This window comes from Salegentibacter agarivorans (assembly GCF_900113135.1).
Taxonomy (GTDB): Bacteria; Bacteroidota; Bacteroidia; order Flavobacteriales; family Flavobacteriaceae; genus Salegentibacter; species Salegentibacter agarivorans.
On record NZ_FOOH01000011.1, the window covers coordinates 116,226 to 133,223 of the forward strand.

At 35.2% G+C, this 16,998-nt stretch carries 21 protein-coding genes; 3 read left to right on the top strand and 18 right to left on the bottom strand.

Annotated elements, in window-relative coordinates:
- Positions 1–15 precede the first annotated feature (15 nt).
- The 9 genes from BM084_RS19415 to BM084_RS09950 form a co-directional block, all read right to left on the bottom strand.
- Complete coding sequence (locus BM084_RS19415; protein WP_245764364.1) at positions 16–870, bottom strand: nuclear transport factor 2 family protein; 855 nt, start codon at positions 868–870, stop codon at positions 16–18.
- Between the two features lie 29 nt (positions 871–899).
- Positions 900–1,844, bottom strand: coding sequence for an NAD-dependent epimerase/dehydratase family protein (locus BM084_RS09920; protein ID WP_317040660.1), 945 nt, complete (start codon positions 1,842–1,844; stop codon positions 900–902).
- A gap of 32 nt (positions 1,845–1,876) precedes the next feature.
- On the bottom strand, positions 1,877–2,395 hold the full coding sequence (locus tag BM084_RS09925; protein WP_075325434.1) for a nuclear transport factor 2 family protein: 519 nt from the start codon (positions 2,393–2,395) through the stop codon (positions 1,877–1,879).
- 16 nt (positions 2,396–2,411) lie between these two features.
- On the bottom strand, positions 2,412–2,822 hold the full coding sequence (locus BM084_RS09930; protein ID WP_143083642.1) for a hypothetical protein: 411 nt from the start codon (positions 2,820–2,822) through the stop codon (positions 2,412–2,414).
- Between the two features lie 14 nt (positions 2,823–2,836).
- Positions 2,837–3,604, bottom strand: coding sequence for a hypothetical protein (locus BM084_RS09935; RefSeq protein ID WP_093304558.1), 768 nt, complete (start codon positions 3,602–3,604; stop codon positions 2,837–2,839).
- 120 nt (positions 3,605–3,724) lie between these two features.
- Positions 3,725–4,468, bottom strand: a complete 744-nt coding sequence (locus tag BM084_RS09940) for a LytR/AlgR family response regulator transcription factor (protein ID WP_075325431.1) — start codon at positions 4,466–4,468, stop codon at positions 3,725–3,727.
- Between the two features lie 828 nt (positions 4,469–5,296).
- Positions 5,297–6,313 (bottom strand): AGE family epimerase/isomerase, encoded by a 1,017-nt coding sequence (locus BM084_RS09945; RefSeq protein ID WP_232228891.1) that lies wholly within the window; start codon positions 6,311–6,313, stop codon positions 5,297–5,299.
- 38 nt (positions 6,314–6,351) lie between these two features.
- Positions 6,352–6,486, bottom strand: a complete 135-nt coding sequence (locus BM084_RS19525; protein ID WP_257787185.1) for a hypothetical protein — start codon at positions 6,484–6,486, stop codon at positions 6,352–6,354.
- Positions 6,487–6,861 (bottom strand): glycoside hydrolase family 130 protein, encoded by a 375-nt coding sequence (locus tag BM084_RS09950; protein WP_317040661.1) that lies wholly within the window; start codon positions 6,859–6,861, stop codon positions 6,487–6,489.
- A 75-nt stretch (positions 6,862–6,936) separates the two neighbouring features.
- On the opposite strand from BM084_RS09950, the gene BM084_RS09955 reads away from it, so the two are divergent.
- Positions 6,937–7,488 carry a site-specific integrase gene (locus BM084_RS09955; protein WP_075325429.1) on the top strand — a complete coding sequence of 184 codons (552 nt, stop codon included), beginning with the start codon at positions 6,937–6,939 and terminating at the stop codon, positions 7,486–7,488.
- 55 nt (positions 7,489–7,543) lie between these two features.
- On the opposite strand, the gene BM084_RS09960 is transcribed toward BM084_RS09955, so the two are convergent.
- Positions 7,544–8,869, bottom strand: a complete 1,326-nt coding sequence (locus tag BM084_RS09960; RefSeq protein ID WP_083634131.1) for a serine hydrolase domain-containing protein — start codon at positions 8,867–8,869, stop codon at positions 7,544–7,546.
- A gap of 26 nt (positions 8,870–8,895) precedes the next feature.
- Positions 8,896–9,345, bottom strand: a complete 450-nt coding sequence (locus tag BM084_RS09965) for a MotA/TolQ/ExbB proton channel family protein (RefSeq protein ID WP_075325427.1) — start codon at positions 9,343–9,345, stop codon at positions 8,896–8,898.
- 415 nt (positions 9,346–9,760) lie between these two features.
- Here BM084_RS09965 and BM084_RS09970 point away from each other — a divergent pair, with 415 nt between their 5' ends.
- Both BM084_RS09970 and BM084_RS09975 read left to right on the top strand, forming a co-directional pair.
- Positions 9,761–10,633, top strand: a complete 873-nt coding sequence (locus BM084_RS09970; protein WP_245764365.1) for a sensor histidine kinase — start codon at positions 9,761–9,763, stop codon at positions 10,631–10,633.
- Positions 10,626–11,351: a LytR/AlgR family response regulator transcription factor gene (locus tag BM084_RS09975; RefSeq protein WP_093304562.1), complete on the top strand. Its 726-nt coding sequence runs from the start codon at positions 10,626–10,628 to the stop codon at positions 11,349–11,351. The genes BM084_RS09970 and BM084_RS09975 overlap by 8 nt, the downstream gene beginning before the upstream one ends.
- A 6-nt stretch (positions 11,352–11,357) precedes the next feature.
- On the opposite strand, the gene BM084_RS09980 is transcribed toward BM084_RS09975, so the two are convergent.
- From BM084_RS09980 to BM084_RS10000, 7 genes are all read right to left on the bottom strand, one after another.
- Positions 11,358–12,473 carry an ATP-binding protein gene (locus BM084_RS09980; RefSeq protein ID WP_093304564.1) on the bottom strand — a complete coding sequence of 372 codons (1,116 nt, stop codon included), beginning with the start codon at positions 12,471–12,473 and terminating at the stop codon, positions 11,358–11,360.
- Between the two features lie 62 nt (positions 12,474–12,535).
- Complete coding sequence (locus BM084_RS09985) at positions 12,536–13,003, bottom strand: helix-turn-helix domain-containing protein (protein ID WP_075325423.1); 468 nt, start codon at positions 13,001–13,003, stop codon at positions 12,536–12,538.
- A gap of 100 nt (positions 13,004–13,103) precedes the next feature.
- Positions 13,104–13,847 (bottom strand): hypothetical protein, encoded by a 744-nt coding sequence (locus BM084_RS09990; protein ID WP_075325422.1) that lies wholly within the window; start codon positions 13,845–13,847, stop codon positions 13,104–13,106.
- Between the two features lie 335 nt (positions 13,848–14,182).
- A complete protein-coding gene (locus tag BM084_RS09995; protein WP_143083643.1) occupies positions 14,183–14,659 on the bottom strand; it encodes a Tle-like phospholipase domain-containing protein in 477 nt (158 codons plus the stop codon).
- Between the two features lie 163 nt (positions 14,660–14,822).
- On the bottom strand, positions 14,823–14,978 hold the full coding sequence (locus BM084_RS19170; RefSeq protein WP_156858129.1) for a hypothetical protein: 156 nt from the start codon (positions 14,976–14,978) through the stop codon (positions 14,823–14,825).
- 167 nt (positions 14,979–15,145) lie between these two features.
- Complete coding sequence (locus BM084_RS19175; protein WP_177195689.1) at positions 15,146–15,301, bottom strand: hypothetical protein; 156 nt, start codon at positions 15,299–15,301, stop codon at positions 15,146–15,148.
- Positions 15,302–15,804: 503 nt separating this feature from the next.
- Positions 15,805–16,992, bottom strand: a complete 1,188-nt coding sequence (locus BM084_RS10000) for an AGE family epimerase/isomerase (RefSeq protein WP_075325419.1) — start codon at positions 16,990–16,992, stop codon at positions 15,805–15,807.
- Between the last annotated feature and the right edge of the window lie 6 nt (positions 16,993–16,998).

The following is a 16,998-nucleotide window of genomic DNA, read 5'->3' on the forward strand; positions in this document are numbered from 1 at the left end:
ATAGAACAAGGTTTTTTAATTACCCATAGCATCATTTATTTTTTTGGTATCTACATATTGCTGAAAGGCACTAACTTTTCCATCTTTTAAAGTCCAAAGGTGAGCAACTTGTGCATTATAAGTTTTTCCCGTTTCTTTAACTTTAGCATTATATCGCAAGGTAGCCAATACCTGATTGTTGCTCATTTCATGTAGCTCGATGTCTTCAAGTTTAAAATATTCGTGTTCTGCTCCAACCCTCTCAAAAACACCTTTTAAAACGGCCTCCGGACCTATATATGGGTTGCCATCGGCATAAGCATTACCTTCGGCTTCGTTCCATATAATTTCTTCGTCTATTGCTTCCAGAACAGAAGGAATATCACCCTCGCCAAAAGATTTATAAAGGCCATCAATAATCCCTATGTTTTGATTTGTACTTTCAGGTTTCATCTCCACCCGAATGAGACGTATGGGCTTTGTCTTGCTAAGATTTACGACAGAATGCGGTGCCTCCGGTTCTTTGGCCATGGTGAGCGGAAAGCTTAATGGTTCCGGAAGTTTATGAGTATTAAAAATAACCTTATCATTACTATCATAGTCAATAAAGTCGGCGGCTTCCTGGATATATAAAACGCTTGGCCATTTGTGATGGTGAAGCGGTTCTTTTTCTTCCGGAGCCAAATAAACTTCAAGTACCCTTACCTGGTCATTCTCTAATAATATTTTATGATTATTTGGTGCAGCTATCACAGCATCCAGTTCAGCTGGCCAATTAGCCGGATTACCTGTTTTATAATCTATTTTTTGACTTTCCTCGTATTCCTGTCCAAAAGTGGCAATCACTAAAAATACGGCCAGGAAAATAGTCTGGTTTTTAAGTGTTTTCATGATTAATATGTTTTAAATTCGGTAATTTCTCATTTAGAATAACTTCTTAGGGTTTCTCTTACGGGCCTGAACTGAATTCCTAAATCTGTTTTTGCGAGATCGTTTTTATAGACAATTTGTGCTTTTTCCTTGGGTTCTTTATGATTCAACATTTGATGAATATCCCACACTTTATATGTTTCACTCGTTAAAAGGTAATCTTTGCAGTGTAAGCCCTTTTTCGTGGCTGCCTGGTATGTGGCATTAGCCACGTCTTCAACATCTACCACGGCAAAAGGAACATTATTATCGTAGAGTCTTTGAATAAAATCATCTGGCGCTAATTTGTTCTTTATAAGAAATTGCAGGCCAGTAGAGGTGGAGTCTTCTCTATTAGACAAAGATTTGCCCATCACCATTACGGGGGAAACAGAACAAATTTCAAATGGAAGGTCCGGGTTATCTGCGATGAATTTCTCAACGACCTGGTTAGCAATAAATTTGGCTTGAGAGTATGGATGGCTATCTTCACTGGTGTACCTGTCTTCTTTTTCATCAAAAGTATCAGAAAAGCTTTTGCCACCTGCCGGCATTGGGAAATTGGTATTCCAGGCTGCAACAGATGCAATAAAAACTACTTTTTCAATATTCGAAACCTCGCTTATTGCCTGGAGAAAATTTTGGGTTCCTTTTATAGTAGGATCATAAAGTTCAGCTTGCGGGTCTTTTACATCCAGTTGAAAGGGAGTGCCACTGTGAATTACGATCTCGCAATCTTTTATAAAATCTTTTAATTGATCCAGGTCTTCCAACTTAAAAGCCCTGATGTTGAGGTTTTCTGAATTTTGAAGATCAAAAAGATGCTGATATTTTTCGCTCTTATGGATATTGGTTACCGAAACTTTTACCTCGTAGCCTTCTTCCAAAAATTTCCTGGTTATGTAGCTTCCAATAAAGCCCGAACCGCCTATAATTCCTACCGTTTTCATCATCATAGCATTTAAGTAAGTCGTAACTGTATTAACAGTTAATTCCCGGTTCTTTCTTCTGAAGAACTTAATTCATCTGCCTGCTGGATATCCTTTACTATTTTTGAAACATCCCAATAACCAAATTCTCTTACAATTTTCCCGTTAACAAACCGGGCAGTAATATGAGTGGGAATTTGATACACTTTATTATTTGCTTTATAAGTGCCCTCCCAAAGGCCCCAAAAGTTCACCCAGGTTTCGCCTTCATCGTTTACAATCATTTCATATTCTGAGGCATCGTCTACAAAATTCCAGCTAGTAAATTGAGAGGCATCTTTCTTGTTTTCCGCTAAGAATTGCGTTAGGTTTTTCCCGTTTTCTTCTGTTACATTGTTCATTATTTTAGCGGTATCACTATAATGTGCTAGCATAGCTTCCCAATCCCTATCTTCATAATCTTCCAGTACTTGTTTGTAAGTTTCTATTTCTGGTGATTGCTGGGTGTAGCGTGTTCGTTGTTGGCTACAAGCTATAAATATGACTATTGCAACTCCTAATGACATTAACTCTTTCATGACTTTATATTTTTAATTATTCTAGGAAACCTATTATTTTACCTTGCTTTAAAGACCAGGAATGTTTAAATATTGTATAGATGTATTCACATTCTGATGCTTTGCGACCCTTCACTATTCCGGTTACCAAAACCTTATTTTTACCAGATACCTGAAAATTGAGATCCTTAAATAGAATGCTTTGCCATTCATTTTTTATAATTCCGCTAAGCGTAATATTGTAATTGCTATTCTTTACACTTTCTATTTCATCCCAATCTATACTGTTCGTTAGTGCGGCAATTTCATTTGCCGTAGCATTCTTATTTTGCAAGATTTCATATAGCTTTTTTACCAAATCCTGGTCAATATTCTCCTGCCCCTGCAAGTAGTTTGAAGTAAACAAACCAATAAGTAATGAGATGAAATAGAGGTGTAAGACTTTCATAGCTGTTTATTTAATTAATTGGAGATATAAGCTAGATCTGGACGCATACTGCCTGTTTTAGATTCATATTTATGAACATATTGCATAAGATCATCAAATAATTTCTCACCCTCTTCTCCAAGCAGTTTATCTGTTTCTTCAGAAGTTTTAGCATAGGATTGCGCATCTTTTGCTGAAATCACCACTAGGTAATAATCTCCAGTACTTCCAAAACCATTGCGATAAATTCTGAAATGTTGTGTAGCACCTTTTGTTTCATAAAGGGATTTAATCTCCTTCATCTTGTTTCTAAGGTTCGTAACATTTTGTGGTGTCACGTGAAAGAAATGCCATTTCCGGTAATCTTCTCCCTCGGTATTTGTGGTAAGGCCGTTGGGCATATAAGACATATCGTTTATTAAATGCACCATATAATTGCGGTGGGTATCGTAGCATTTATCAAATCGACTAAATATAGCCCTGAAGTTTTCTTCTCCCATCTTTTCGGCTAAAGGCGCCATAGGATTTTTGTCAAAATCGGCCATACTATTTATGGGAGCAATAGTTAAATAGGTTCCTCCGTCAATACGCGCTGTAGTCCAGTCTGCATCTTTAAGATTGTGTTCCTTGCAGGCTTTAATAAAATCTTTGGTAACGGCTTCATATTCTTTTAGCATAGCAGGTTTTACCTGATCTTCGTGTATCCAGAATGCCTGAGTAGTGCTTCCATTTTGTGCCAATAATTCATTGGTGTTCAATAATACAATTGCTACAAAAAGGGCAATAAATTTTACGGTCTCCATAATTTCTTGTTTTTAAATTAATTACAAGAACAATATACCATCGTAAAAAACTGAAATAAAGCATGTTAGGACGAGAATGCTAAAAAACTGTCCTAAACACCCTTATTTTTGATCAAAGGTCTAAATGGTCTGCAGTCTTTTTAAAAGTTCTGGGCGTTTATCTTTGGTCATAGGAATAGCTTTTTTAGAAATAACGACGTGAGTGCCTGCTATTTCATCTATTCTGGAAAGGTTAATAATATAGGACCTATGGATTCTTAGGAAATGTTTTGGAGGAAGTTTTTTATCCATTTCTTTAAGGGTTGTGACCAGTAAATATTCTTTTTCAGCAGAAAAAATACGGCAGTAATTACGCTCTGCCACTATGTATTTAATAGCTTTAATATCTACCTTTACCATAGTATCCTGGTGCCTTACAAACAGGCAATCTTTGAGAATAAAAGTAGCATCTTCAACCTTATTTCCTGGCGAAGTGACGATATTGCATTTTAACTGACTTATGGTTAGTTCTATACTTCGCTGTAGATCTAATTTCTTAAAGGGTTTAGATATAAAAGCAAAGGGGTGGGTTTCTTTTGCCCGGTTGAAATTTGCTTCATCGGCATTTGCGGTAAGATAAATAATGGCAAGATTAGGATGCAAATCCTGCATCTTTTGTGCGGTTTCTATTCCATCTAATTCCCCTTTAAGCTGAATATCTATCAACGCAATATCCAGGGGATTGTTTTTAATAAATCGCAACGCGTCTTCTCCCTTCGGAATAATCCCAGAAACCTCATAGCCCATTTCGGTAAGCTGCAGTGAAATATTAGCTGCAATGATCATTTCATCCTCAACTATTAATATTTGTATGGGTTGAATCATTGACCACCAGTATTTACTCGATATTCGAGATTAAATGCTCCGAGGCTTATCTCGAAATCAAATTGTATTTTCCAATCCTATTGCTTCGTGAGCTTGCTCTGAAGTAGTTTACTTTCTCACAAAATTATGAGATAGGTATAATTACCAGAATTGAATTAAGATTGTACTACTTTTTAAATCTTTTCTAGCAAAAGGATATTTGTGTAGGTTTTGAGGGGGTGGGCCTTAAAAAAACTGGGAACAGGAAATTATTTCTATAAAGGCTTGATCTTAAAAGATCCTAAGTATCTAATTTAGTAAAAAACTACTAAATACCGATTTTATTTTATTAAGTTTTGACGCTGATGAATGAGGTTGGTAGAACTCCCCTCTATTTTATCCTCAATAAAATCATTTATTCCAGATCTTAGTCTCGCTAATGCTTTTCCAGATTCAAGTATAAATTTCTTCATATTTCCCAACGCTTCAGGCTATAAAATATAGCTAAAAGAAAATTAAGTGGAAACGTTATTAATCTAATTAGTTTCTTAAGGAGATAAAACTTTTTAATAATTTATTTAATTTGGAAAATATACATGGATGTAATTACACCTACCAGGTATATTTCTACAATATAGTGCTTAAAAACCCCCACCCAAGCCTGGATGAAAGTTGCGGTATCGAAGAAAAATTAGCTCCTTACATTCAAAACATAGTTTAGCTCTCCGGATTTATCTTTATCATTACCCTCTAATTTGGTCTTTAATAAGTTTCAACCACGGAAATGGCCTTTTTTCAAGTTAACTCCAGAAATGTATTTATTAATTCTATTTCGTTATTCAAGTTTTTTCATTGTGTTTCTTTTATAAGCCTCATTAGGGTCCTGCAATTATGGTAAGGTGTCTTCCACATGCTTAATTTATCTTGTGTATAAGGTCTATTAGACTGGTCTACTCTAAAAAACCACTCACCATTTTGTCTGTCTATTAAATTGTTCTGGGTAAAATTCCAGATATCCAGTATTGCCGTTTTGTATTTTTTATCTCCAGAAATATTAAAAGCATAGTGTAAACCCATCATAGCTTCCACCTGTGGCCACCAGTGCCTATCAAAGTCGATCTTCCCGGTAACCAGGTTCTTTTCATTACTCACACCTTTGTTCTCCACATAGGCCTCCTCCAGGAATTTATCTGCTACAAAAATTGCGGCTTCGGTAGTTTGAGCAATCAATGTTGAATCGCCGACCATTTTCGCGGCTTCTATTAGTAACCATGCTGCTTCAATATCGTGTCCGAAAGAAATGACTGGGCTTTGTAACGACCATTTTTCATCGAAGAATAATCCATAGTGCCCTGATTCATTATCAAGGAAATTTGAAAGAAATAGTTTAACCAGGTTTTCTAAAGCCTCTTTAACCTTAATATTCCCTGTTATTTGCAGTAAAGTGGTGTAAGCTTCCAGTATATGCAAATGGGTGTTCATTGTTTTAGAAGCATTTTGATCTTTTTCACTAAGACGTACATCGTCTATGGGACTCCAGTCTTTCTGAAAAGCTTCAAAATATCCATTTTCCTTTAAATCTCGGGCCTTTTTCTCAATGAAGGAAAAAGTTTCCATCGCTCTTTCTTTTGCCTGTTCATAACCTGATAATTTAAAATATTCAGCATAAGAATAAACGCTAAAAGCCTGTGCATAAATTTGCTTCCTGGTATTTACAGGACTTCCTAAATAATCTACTTGCCAGAAAAATCCTTTATTTACCTCATCATAAAAATGGGCTTCAAAATATTTATAAGCTCGTTCTGCCAGCGTTTTTAATCTGGAATCGTTATTAAAATTACAGGCTGCAGCAAAACTCCATAGCAATCGGGTATTAAGAATTATGCCTTTATTTGCTTTTTCAATCAGTTTGTTAAAGTGGTCTCTTTTGCCCAAAATCCTCCCTGAACCTCATCAATACTATACTCTTTCCAGTAGGATAAAATATTTTGAAGTTCAGCTTCTAAGTCACGTTGAATCATTACCGTTGCTATCTGCATTTATTTTCCTGTGATCATTTTATTCTTTTCAACCTGCTGAAGAATTGCTTTAACCGATTCTTCAGAAGTATATTTATCCTGCCTCGTATTTATAACGTAATCCAGTAACTTCTCTACCGAAGAAACGGCTACATGAGACCTGGTATCTGAGGAAGCGTAGTAAATAAACACTTTTCCGTCATCATCAATAATCCAACCGTTTCCAAAAAGCACATTAGGAACATCGCCTACCGTTTCTTCGTAATTTGGCGCCATAAAATAGCCTGTCGGTTGGTAAATCACTTTATAATTTGTTGAAGATCTGTCATAAAAAGATACAACGTATAGCGTAATCCTCCCGCGGTCTTTCTTACTCCGTGGGCCAAATGTAGCCAACCTTTTTCGGTTTTAATCGGTGCTGGACCCAAACCATTCTTCAATTCGTAAATCGTATGGTAAGCTTTCCGATTAATGATTTTTTCATCTTCCAGAACCGGATTTTTGAGTGATAAGCCTCATTTAGTCAACAGCAGAAATTATTTTATTTTTAGTTTCTATACCAGGGGAATGAATTTCGCTGATATGATGAGACTAAAGTGGAATAATGTTTCCGGGGATAGAATTCATTACACGCGATCCAAAACTAAAGGAAACTTCATTATAAAAATTATGCCCCCGGTAAAAGACATACTTAACTATTACCGCAAAAATAAAAGACCGTACATTTTTCCAATACTCCTTAGGGAAAACCTCACCCCCACTCAATTAAACGATAGAAAAAGAAAAACTCTCAGCAAGTTTAATAAGGATTTGAAGGAATTAGCCAGTCTTGCCGGAATTGATAAACCGGTTACGAGTTATGTCGCCAGGCATAGCTTCGCCAAATGCTTAAAACAAAAAGGTGCGGGAACAGATATAATAAGTGAATCTCTAGGTCATCAGGATATTAAAACTACCAAAGCTTATCTAAAAGAGCTCGATACTGCCATACTGGATGAAGCCAGTGAATTATTGTTGCAATAAATGCAAACATCAGAACTAAGACTCAACTTAAATTAGTAATCCATTCTAGATCAACCTACTCCCTTTTAAGCTCATATATCTTCCCACCCTGTTCCAACATCATCTTTCCTTCTGCATTAATGAAAGTAAGTTTAAGCATCAGCTGATCGGCCTTAAAACTATTTTCTCCTGAAAAATCCAATGGAACAGGTGGCTGATCAGTTCCCTGGGCGTATAATACACCTTCTTTATGAAAAATAGCAACATCAATAGGAAATTCTGCGCTACCATAGTTTCCCTTATATTGATCAAGCACATCAGGATTAAGTGCCGTGGGCGGAGCGAAATCGGGGATTTGATATGGTAAACCAAGGGTTATTTTTATCGCTTCAAGAAAAATACTATTAAGGGGATAATCTGAGGCGTTAGCGATATATGATGCCGTTATTTTTTCTTTTGGAAAGTGGACTGCAATAGATGAGAATCCATCTATCCCACCGCCGTGACCATAGACTTCAAAACCATTAAAGGTTAACTTCATTAAACCCAGTCCCGTTCCATCATTTGTAGTTTTCATAGCTTCCAGCGAAGCTTTTGACATAAGATCGCCCTCAAATAAATTGTAATAAAATATATTAAGATTTTCGGGTGTAGAAACAAGGCCTCCAGCTCCCATTGGGACACTCATATCTGTCTCGGGGGTAACCTTCCAATTACCTTCGGTTTTCACATAAGATCTGGCCTGATTGTCTTCAGCATTAATTTGTTCACCATAAAATGTATTTTTTAGCCCAAGCTTATCAATAATTCTATTCTCTACTATTGCGGCATAATCTTTCTTCTCAACAATTTCTGCTATATAAGAAAGTAATAAATAGTTTGAATTTGAATAGCGTGTTTCATCGCCGGGTTCAAATAGGGTTCCATTTTTAATTATTCGTTTTAGCATCGCTTCCCGGGTTTGTAGTTTTTTCATCCAGGTAGTGAAATCTTTATCATCTGTCACATTAAATATTCCGCTTTCGTGTCGCAATAAATGCTCTAATGTTATTTTTTCTGAGTTGGGCACATCCGGAAAAAAATCACTCAAATAACTATCCATCTTCAGCTTATCTTCTTCAACAAGCTGCATAATAACTACGGCGGTAAAGGTTTTAGTAATGGATCCAATCCGATACTTTGTAGTTGCATTTGATTGCAAATTCTTTTCTACATCGGAATACCCGATGGATCGCTGATAAAACTCTTTTCCGTTTGAGAAAATGGAAATACTTCCCATTCCTTTTTCCTCTGAATTAACGATATCAAATAAGCTGTCTAATGTTTCAGTTGGAGGGTTTTCCTGAGCTTTTAAGAGGTATCCCGATAAAACCAGAAGTAATGGTAAGATTAATTTTTTCATAATATATCTTATTGAAAATTGGAAGATTAATTAGACTCTTTGGAAAAGACAGGTTTATCCTCTTTTACCTGAAAGGGTTTTATCCAATGGAGTAAAATAGTAGACAATCGTGTAAACAGAAAAATAAAAGCTCCGAATAAAGTCGGTAGCATTGTTGTTTTTAGGCCATCGGCGAAATCCCGTGGGGTGGTTCCTTCAAAAGAGCTGAGATAATCCAGCGTATTGATTAGTTGAATTAATTGCCCAAAAACCCCCAGCACCAAAGCAAAAAGTCCCAGAGAGTTTATAATGATAATAGTTTTGTTTATTCTGGGGTTTCGATTGCGAACTAAATAAATTCCTCTCACCAGAAGAAATAAACCTATAATTCCAACTATTAGGATAAGCATCATTATAAAAAATCCCCCTTCCTGAAACCTTGCGGCAAGAACTTCTAATATACCTCTGTGCGCTCCTTCTTGTAGTGCTATTTGCATAATTCAATTTTTAATTTGTCCTTATTCAAATCTACAGTCTTTTCACGGCTATCGATTCAAAAGTCGATGGACAACTGTTTCCTTTCTGTTTTTGGCAGAATTTGTTCTCATTACGGTTAAAATAAACTGCAACAGTTAAAAGCAGCTAAAAAGATGTTATTCATCGCAATTAAGTAAATTTCACTAAAATAATTTGGATATTGTACTGGTTATGAAGCTTAACCGATTTGCATATTTCTGCTCGAGGAAAATTTTGTTGCACAGCATTTTTTGGATTCTTGTGCTCCTGTTTTTCTCCTATTTTTTGGGTGCTCCCAATGAGAATATCTTTTTTTCCGGTTCTTTTTCGGTATTTCTTCTACCTGTAACAATCATCACTACCTACACTATAATTTACTATCTCATTCCTAATTTTTTGCTTAAAAAAAGGTATCTACTTTTTACTCTTTATAGCTTTTATACGCTGGTTTTATCTGCTTTTGCCATTGTGCTTTCTATCTTCTACGGACTCGTTTTTGTCTTGAATATGAACTACAGTGAAATGCCACCTCTTAGCCGAAGTCTTTTATCTATGATGTTACTGGTGTATCTGGTTGTATTATTGGTGAGTTCATTTACCCTGCTAAAACAGAATTATGCAGCTATAGCAAAAAATAGGTTATTAGAGAATAAGATTCTTGAAGGGCAGTTGAAGCTTAAAGAACAAGAGTTGAACTATCTTAAATTGCAGGTTCATCCTCATTTCCTTTTTAATACACTTAATACCCTTTATGGCTACGCATTAAAAAAGTCTGAGGAAACACCAGATATGATCCTGAGGCTTTCAAACCTTCTTGATTATTTATTGTACCAGGCAGATAAGCCCTTGGTAAGCCTTAGCAGTGAAATAGAACACATAAAAGATTATTTGGCATTGGAAAAAATGAGATATGGCAGTAACTTATTAGTTGATCTTGATCTTCCGGAAAATATGGAAGATATTAGCATTGCGCCCATGTTATTTATTCCACTCGTGGAGAATAGTTTCAAACACGGACAGTTTGTTGATAAGAAACTGAGTATAAGTATTCAACTAAAGATAAATGAGAATAGGATAGAATTTACCATAGAAAATTCGGTTAAAAGTACAGAAAATCCAATCATAGAAAATGGGATAGGATTATCAAATCTGGAAAAACGATTGGAATTATTATACCCAGATCATCATACTCTTTCAGTAAATAGAAACAGTAGTTCTTTTGAAGCGCAACTCTCATTAATACATAGTAAAATTCACCAGCATGTCTGAAAAAATATCTTGTATAATAGTTGATGATGAGCCTGTAGCCCGCGAGGTCATAGAAGCACATTTATCTAAAATAAAGAGCGTAAAGATAATTGGCACCTGTGGAAGTGCGGGGGAAGCATTCAGTTTAATTAATGAACATAAAGTGGACCTGATATTTTTAGACATAAACATGCCTGAAATTTCGGGTTTGTCCTTCGCACGTTCAATCAATAATGATATAAAAATAATCTTTACTACTGCATATCGGGAATATGCTATAGATGGCTTCGATTTACAGGCAGTGGACTACCTCTTGAAACCCATTTCTTTTGAACGTCTTTTAAGAGCAGTCAGTTCTTTTCATAAAATTCATTTTAGTAAAGAAGAGCAAAAGATAGATGGAGATAAAAAGGAACATAACGATTTTATATTTGTACGCTCAGACCGCAAAATGATTAGGATTAACCTTAATGAAATCTCTTATATCGAAAGTTTGAGTGATTACTTAAAAATCTATACTTCCGAAAGTCCCATTGTTATAAGAGAAACAATCAGCAACATTGAAAAAGAGCTTCCGGAATCAAAGTTTATTAGAACACATCGTTCTTTTATCGTGTCACTGGCAGCATTAAAGTCTTACACCAATGAGTATTTAGAAGTTAACGGGAAAGCAATTCCTATAAGCAGGAGCTACAAATCTTCCGTTTTAGAAAAATTAGAAAAATGGTCGCTGCAATAAATCCTATTAGATTAGAATGTCCCTAAAGTTATCTTTATTGATGATTTTTACCTCTGCATCATAAGCTTTCAGAAAAGTCTTTGGAATTTTTATCTTATTTTTTGGATTCCATTTAATTTCAAAACCTTTCAATTTCCCCTCCCCTTCTTCAACATAATCAATTTCTTGCTGTTGAACGGTCCTCCAGAAATATCCTTTACTCAAAGAATTATTATAAGCCAGAAATTTTAGACGTTCGGCAATTAAAAAATTTTCCCAGAGATTACCTTTATCCTGTCTATCATCCATTGGACTTAAATCGCCAATTATCATATTTCTAACTCCGGTATCGTAAAAGAATATTTTTTGATTGGTTTTTATTTCATTTCGTAGATTCTTACTGAAGCTTGGGAGTTTAAATATTACAAATGCCTGGCAAAGAAGATCAATGTAAGTTGCAACGGTTTTTTTGTCGATACCCAGCAACTGAGATAATTCGTTATAACTTACCTCACTACCAATTTGAAAGGCAAGAGCCCTCAATAATTTTTCCAAAACCTCTGGTTTACGGATTCCTCCATAACTCAGAATATCTTTATATAAATAACTATCGGTAAGTTGTTTTAGAATATCCTTTTCTTCGCCAAAATTATTCATCACATCGGGATACATTCCGTAGATTATTCTTAACTCTAATTGTTGCTCAGCTTTAAGAAAGCCCACGTTTGATTCAAATTCTCCCCAGGAAATAGGATACAACTGATATTCCCATTTTCGGCCGGTAAGAGGCTCCTGAGTTTGATTGTTTAATTCGAAGGCAGATGAACCACTTACTAAAAGCTGAACTGATTTCAATTGATCTGTAATCAACTTGAGAGTAAGCCCGATATTATCTATACGCTGAGCTTCATCTATAAACACAGTTTTATAATTCCCAATTATGTTTTTAAGTTGTTCTAAATTGGGATTAGAAAGAAGTTTTCTGACTGTTGGATCATCTCCATTTAAGAAAAGATATTCTTTCCCTTCCAATAATCTATTGAAAAGTGTAGTTTTACCAACCTGTCTCGGGCCAATTAAAAGAATTGCCTTACCGGTTCCAAAACGGTTTTTTATTTTCTCTTTTAAAGCTCGTTCAATCATATTTAGGGATTATATTCCCCAAATATAATGTTTTTTGAGGATTGTATTCCCCAAAAATTATTTTATTCACCTTTACTCTTAGTATCTAACATTTTTATTGGTGAAATCAATGGAATTATCACATCCTGAAAGTTTGTATTAGCCAAGCGATCATAAAACATTCCTCTAGCCGTGGAAAAACTAATACCTAATAAGGTAAAAAACGCGGCGTATAATCCCTTTACAGATCCTAAATACACATATTTGTATTCTGTTAAAGGTTCAATGCTTATTAGATCTACACCTAAAGCAACTTCCATTTTTGTGATACTTTTTAAGGTCAAGTTATGTAGGCCAGTTAACCACTTAGAAACCTCGTACGGTTTTTTATCCAACATTTCTGCAAATTCCTTTTGCTTTATTTTACGGTTATCTAAGATATTCTGAACCTTATTAGAAATTGCCAGATTACGTTCTACTAATTTATCTATTTCCGGATCACCGTTCTTTTCTAACCAGTTATCAATAATATTATTCTTAGGGAAACTCATAATTAAAGCTCTATTTTAAAATTTTGTTCAAATTCAATTTCTGTGAAGCCTTCAATTCTACGGATTTCCTGTTCTTCCAAGGCTCTGTAATGCGGCGTGATCAATTTGTAGGTTTTTTTGTGCTTATCGTAAATATGTCATAGCCTATTCCTATCCCAAACCACAGATTTCCATTACCATTCCATTGATATTCCTCCTGATTATTAATATAGTCCACGCCTAAATAAATACCTACCTGGATACATTTATGCTGGAGCATTAAACCGTTCAATATTGATAAAATAGACACGTTTTGTTCCTGGCCAGGCGACACGCCATTGGAATTGGAGGTATTTAAAGAAACACTGCCCAGGCCTAAGCCTGCTTGATAATTAATAGAAGTATTCCAGAAAGTGTAAATGTTATAGTTTAAAGCACCATTGAGATTGAACTCAGTTGAATAAGAAAACTTCGTCTGAGGCCTTACCTTAAATGGCAGTGAAATAAGGCCCAAAGAAAATTTTTCTACCGGTTCTACGATTTTGTAGCTCTTATCAAATTCAGATCGATTGACGGAATATATTTTTTTATTATAGAAGTGACTTTTTTGTGTACCTTCTTTAAAATCCAATGCTCTTAATTTTACAATATTGTCTGTGACGCCAATTACTTCAAACTGGATAAAAGTCTCTAAATAATTAACCGATTTGGTTGTATCCAGATTTTGCGAATAAATAAGTTCAGGATTCCCGGTAGTTTTTATAGATTGTTTTAAAGAGACAATATCACCAGGAACCACCTCCTGAGCAAAACTTTGTGTAACAGGTAATAACGTTAAGATAAAAAGTAAAATTTTTTTTCTCATACTTAAAAAAGCTATGAATTAATTGTTGGTTTACAAGCTGTCATAAATGAGCTGTTATTTTTCGGGTATTCAAATTCCAGTTTATTAAGATCTAATGATTTTCTGGCCTCTTCACTCTCGATGGCGGCAATTTGAGTTAAACAGGTGGCTAATTTTTGTATTCCGTGCTTACTTACAGGATTTCCGTGGGAGCAGCCAATTGAAGTATATAACTGGGTTGGCTCACGTCCCGGTGCGCGGAATAATTTAAGGATTTCCCCATTTTCTACGATACTATACCTTTCATTTTCAAAATCTCCATTTTTCTTAAAGACAGGGCTTCCATTAAAGGAATATTAAGTCACATTCCCGCGGTTAAGAGAAACATGGGTCGCTATTCCTCCTCCCAAGGAATGGCCGGCAACAGTGAGTTTTTCAGCCCCATACTTTTTCCTTATATCATCAAAAATTTCCAGGGCATAGCTATTTTGTTCCTGATTAAATGGATTATTGCCTCTTCTATAATCTAGAGTAGAATCGGTTCCCCGGAATACCAGAACATAACCTTCACTTTCCAGATCCTGATATAATGCTGCATTAAAATCAATAGCTTTATTTTCAAAACTCTCAATTCTTTTAAACAGGTCTGAAACTTTAAACTGGTACTCCTGTTCATACACATTTTTAGAGAGTTGCGCATATTTCCAGGATTGTACTGCCAGATCCCTTATTTCATTACACCATCCTGAATAATGGTCGCATCCTGTTAATATTTCTTTTGGAGTAACGCAGCCAAGCAGGAGCACTACTAAAATCATTAATGTGGGTTTCATAGAAAATTTTGTTATTTTGAAAATTTGCTAAATTGCTGCTGATAGTATCTGAAACTCGTGGGAGATTTCGTTAAACCGTATATCATATTTTTCAGATACATACTCCTCCACAGCATCGTAGATCGTTTTCTTCTTTTGTTCGGATACCTGATAAAGTTTGGATTCAAATTTCTCCATAACCCAAAGCTTTAAAACTTTCAATTCCTGAAAGTATATTATAGAGCATCGAAACTTCATTGAAGTTCCCGGCAATTGTGGGCATCGCTACTATCTTATAGTAACTGGTTCCCACCCGGATATAGGGTAACTGTTTCATCATAACATTTTTAAAGGATGAATAAAAGGCAAGCGCCTATTTCTGGTTTTTCAGTAAGTGCTTATTGAACTGATCCTCAAGGAAAACATCTGACAGGTCCGGCTCTCCCAGGAGCCAGGCATCGATCTTTTCCTTGTCGAAAAATTTCTGACGAATATTAGGATTGTTCCCTATCGGGATAAGCTTGAAATGCGTAAGCTTGTAGATCTTACTTTTGGAAAGCCCGGTGATTGTGCCAGATCTTCCACGTTCATTACTTTTTTGTTAGTTCCCAGGAGGCCTTTAATATCAATTAAGAGATCCTCAATTCTTTTGTTTTCTTCCATTTTAAATAAATATTGATTTTGAAAACAAACTAATTGAGAAAAAGGAATCAAATCTTATTAGAAGAAAGATTTAACTAAAAATCAATTAAAACCTTGAAATATATTCTGTAAAAAATAGAATTAATTAAAAATTCCCTAAAATTGCTTTTTAATAAAACGTCCTGATGGTGGTGGGATTTAACTGAATAGTATTTAAGATAAATCAAAAAACTTTTTTCAGAAAACGGAAGTCATGAATTATGCTGAAGCTTAAAACAAGTATAATAAAACAACTATTAGCAATTAAATAAATTCATATACCCGGTATTTCCAGGTTTTAATTTTTTTCAAAGGTTTCAAAAACACAAATAAGATTCAATGATTGGAAAAACCTAGTAGTATTAGAATTTATTCCTCCCTCCAAAAAATCTTTCTCAAATTCTTGAAAGTGTCGAAAAATAATTGGAGAAAACAAAGACAGTAATTTGCAGAAATACCACTAAAAACATCCTATTTTTTCATTTTTATAGATTTAGAAGCATTAGTAAGGCGCGGGAATTGTGATAAGGGGCTTTCCACATGCTAAGTTTATCTTCTTTAGCATATGGCGAGTTATTGCAGTCTATCCTAAAAAACCACTCGCCGTTTTTTCGATCTATTAGATGTTTCTTGGTGAAGCTCCAAATGTTATATTTTGCCTCTAAAAATTCTTTGTTTCCAGAGATTCTCCATGCATAGTCTAGTCCCACCATAGCTTCTACTTGTGGCCACCAGTGTCTATCGGTATCAACTTCTCCTGTTTTTAGATTTTTTTCATTTAAAATTCCTTTATCTATTTGATACCCTTCTTTCAAAAAGACCTCAGCTATTAAAACATTAGCTTTTTTGGCATTTTCAATTAGAAGATTATTCTTTGTTGTTTTTGCGGCTTCTACCAGTAACCAGGCAGCTTCAATATCATGACCGTAAGAAATTAACTCGCTTTGTGAATTCCAGTTTACATCAAAAAAAAGCCTGTAATGCCCGGTTTCATTATCCAAAAATTTATTCAGAAAAAGGACGACAAGGTTTTCAAGGGCTTCTTTAACTTCAGGCTTATTCGTAACTTGCATTAAAAGAGTATAGGCTTCAAGAATATGCAAATGCGTGTTCATGGTTTTAGCCGAATTCAGATCTTTCTCACTTAACCGCATATCTTCAATTGTAGTCCAATCTCTTTGAAAAGCTTCCAAATATCCATTTAATTCTATATCCCGGGCATTGGTTTCAATAAGATCAAATAACTCAAGAGCACGATCTTTTGCTTTTTCAGTTTTTGCTAGATTGTAATATTCAGCTAAGGCATAAATGGCAAAAGCCTGGGCGTAAATCTGTTTTCTGGTGTTTTGAGGCTGGCCTTGCGCATCGAGTTCCCAAAAAACACCGTTGTATTCTTTATCCCAAAAATTATCTTCAATGTAATTCCAAGCGCGCTCAGCTAATTTTAAGGACTCTTTATCTTCTTCAAAATTGGCAACAGCAGAAAAGCTCCATAAAAGACGGGTATTTAAAATTGCTCCCTTTGGCGTATTTTCGATCAGATGATTATAATGATCCCGCCTTCCAACAAAGCCGCCATGAATATTATCGATACTAAATTGTTTCCAGTAAGTCAAAATATTCTTCAATTCTGAAGAAATTTCGTCGCTAAAATTCTTGGCCCTGGCTTCCATTGTCTG

Excerpts from the sequence above, each read along its gene's own strand:
- BM084_RS19170 (WP_156858129.1), bottom strand. The coding sequence starts at position 14,978 with ATGATGAAACAGTTACCCTATATCCGGGTGGGAACCAGTTACTATAAG.
- BM084_RS09980 (WP_093304564.1), bottom strand. The coding sequence starts at position 12,473 with ATGATTGAACGAGCTTTAAAAGAGAAAATAAAAAACCGTTTTGGAACC.
- BM084_RS09930 (WP_143083642.1), bottom strand. The coding sequence starts at position 2,822 with ATGAAAGTCTTACACCTCTATTTCATCTCATTACTTATTGGTTTGTTT.
- BM084_RS09925 (WP_075325434.1), bottom strand. The coding sequence starts at position 2,395 with ATGAAAGAGTTAATGTCATTAGGAGTTGCAATAGTCATATTTATAGCT.
- BM084_RS09995 (WP_143083643.1), bottom strand. The coding sequence starts at position 14,659 with ATGAAACCCACATTAATGATTTTAGTAGTGCTCCTGCTTGGCTGCGTT.
- BM084_RS09920 (WP_317040660.1), bottom strand. The coding sequence starts at position 1,844 with ATGATGATGAAAACGGTAGGAATTATAGGCGGTTCGGGCTTTATTGGA.
- BM084_RS09960 (WP_083634131.1), bottom strand. The coding sequence starts at position 8,869 with ATGAAAAAATTAATCTTACCATTACTTCTGGTTTTATCGGGATACCTC.
- BM084_RS09955 (WP_075325429.1), top strand. The coding sequence starts at position 6,937 with ATGATTTTTTCATCTTCCAGAACCGGATTTTTGAGTGATAAGCCTCAT.
- BM084_RS19415 (WP_245764364.1), bottom strand. The coding sequence starts at position 870 with ATGAAAACACTTAAAAACCAGACTATTTTCCTGGCCGTATTTTTAGTG.
- BM084_RS09990 (WP_075325422.1), bottom strand. The coding sequence starts at position 13,847 with ATGAGAAAAAAAATTTTACTTTTTATCTTAACGTTATTACCTGTTACA.
- BM084_RS09935 (WP_093304558.1), bottom strand. The coding sequence starts at position 3,604 with ATGGAGACCGTAAAATTTATTGCCCTTTTTGTAGCAATTGTATTATTG.
- BM084_RS09985 (WP_075325423.1), bottom strand. The coding sequence starts at position 13,003 with ATGAGTTTCCCTAAGAATAATATTATTGATAACTGGTTAGAAAAGAAC.
- BM084_RS19525 (WP_257787185.1), bottom strand. The coding sequence starts at position 6,486 with ATGCAGATAGCAACGGTAATGATTCAACGTGACTTAGAAGCTGAACTT.
- BM084_RS09940 (WP_075325431.1), bottom strand. The coding sequence starts at position 4,468 with ATGATTCAACCCATACAAATATTAATAGTTGAGGATGAAATGATCATT.
- BM084_RS09975 (WP_093304562.1), top strand. The coding sequence starts at position 10,626 with ATGTCTGAAAAAATATCTTGTATAATAGTTGATGATGAGCCTGTAGCC.
- BM084_RS19175 (WP_177195689.1), bottom strand. The coding sequence starts at position 15,301 with ATGGAAGAAAACAAAAGAATTGAGGATCTCTTAATTGATATTAAAGGC.
- BM084_RS10000 (WP_075325419.1), bottom strand. The coding sequence starts at position 16,992 with ATGGAAGCCAGGGCCAAGAATTTTAGCGACGAAATTTCTTCAGAATTG.
- BM084_RS09965 (WP_075325427.1), bottom strand. The coding sequence starts at position 9,345 with ATGCAAATAGCACTACAAGAAGGAGCGCACAGAGGTATATTAGAAGTT.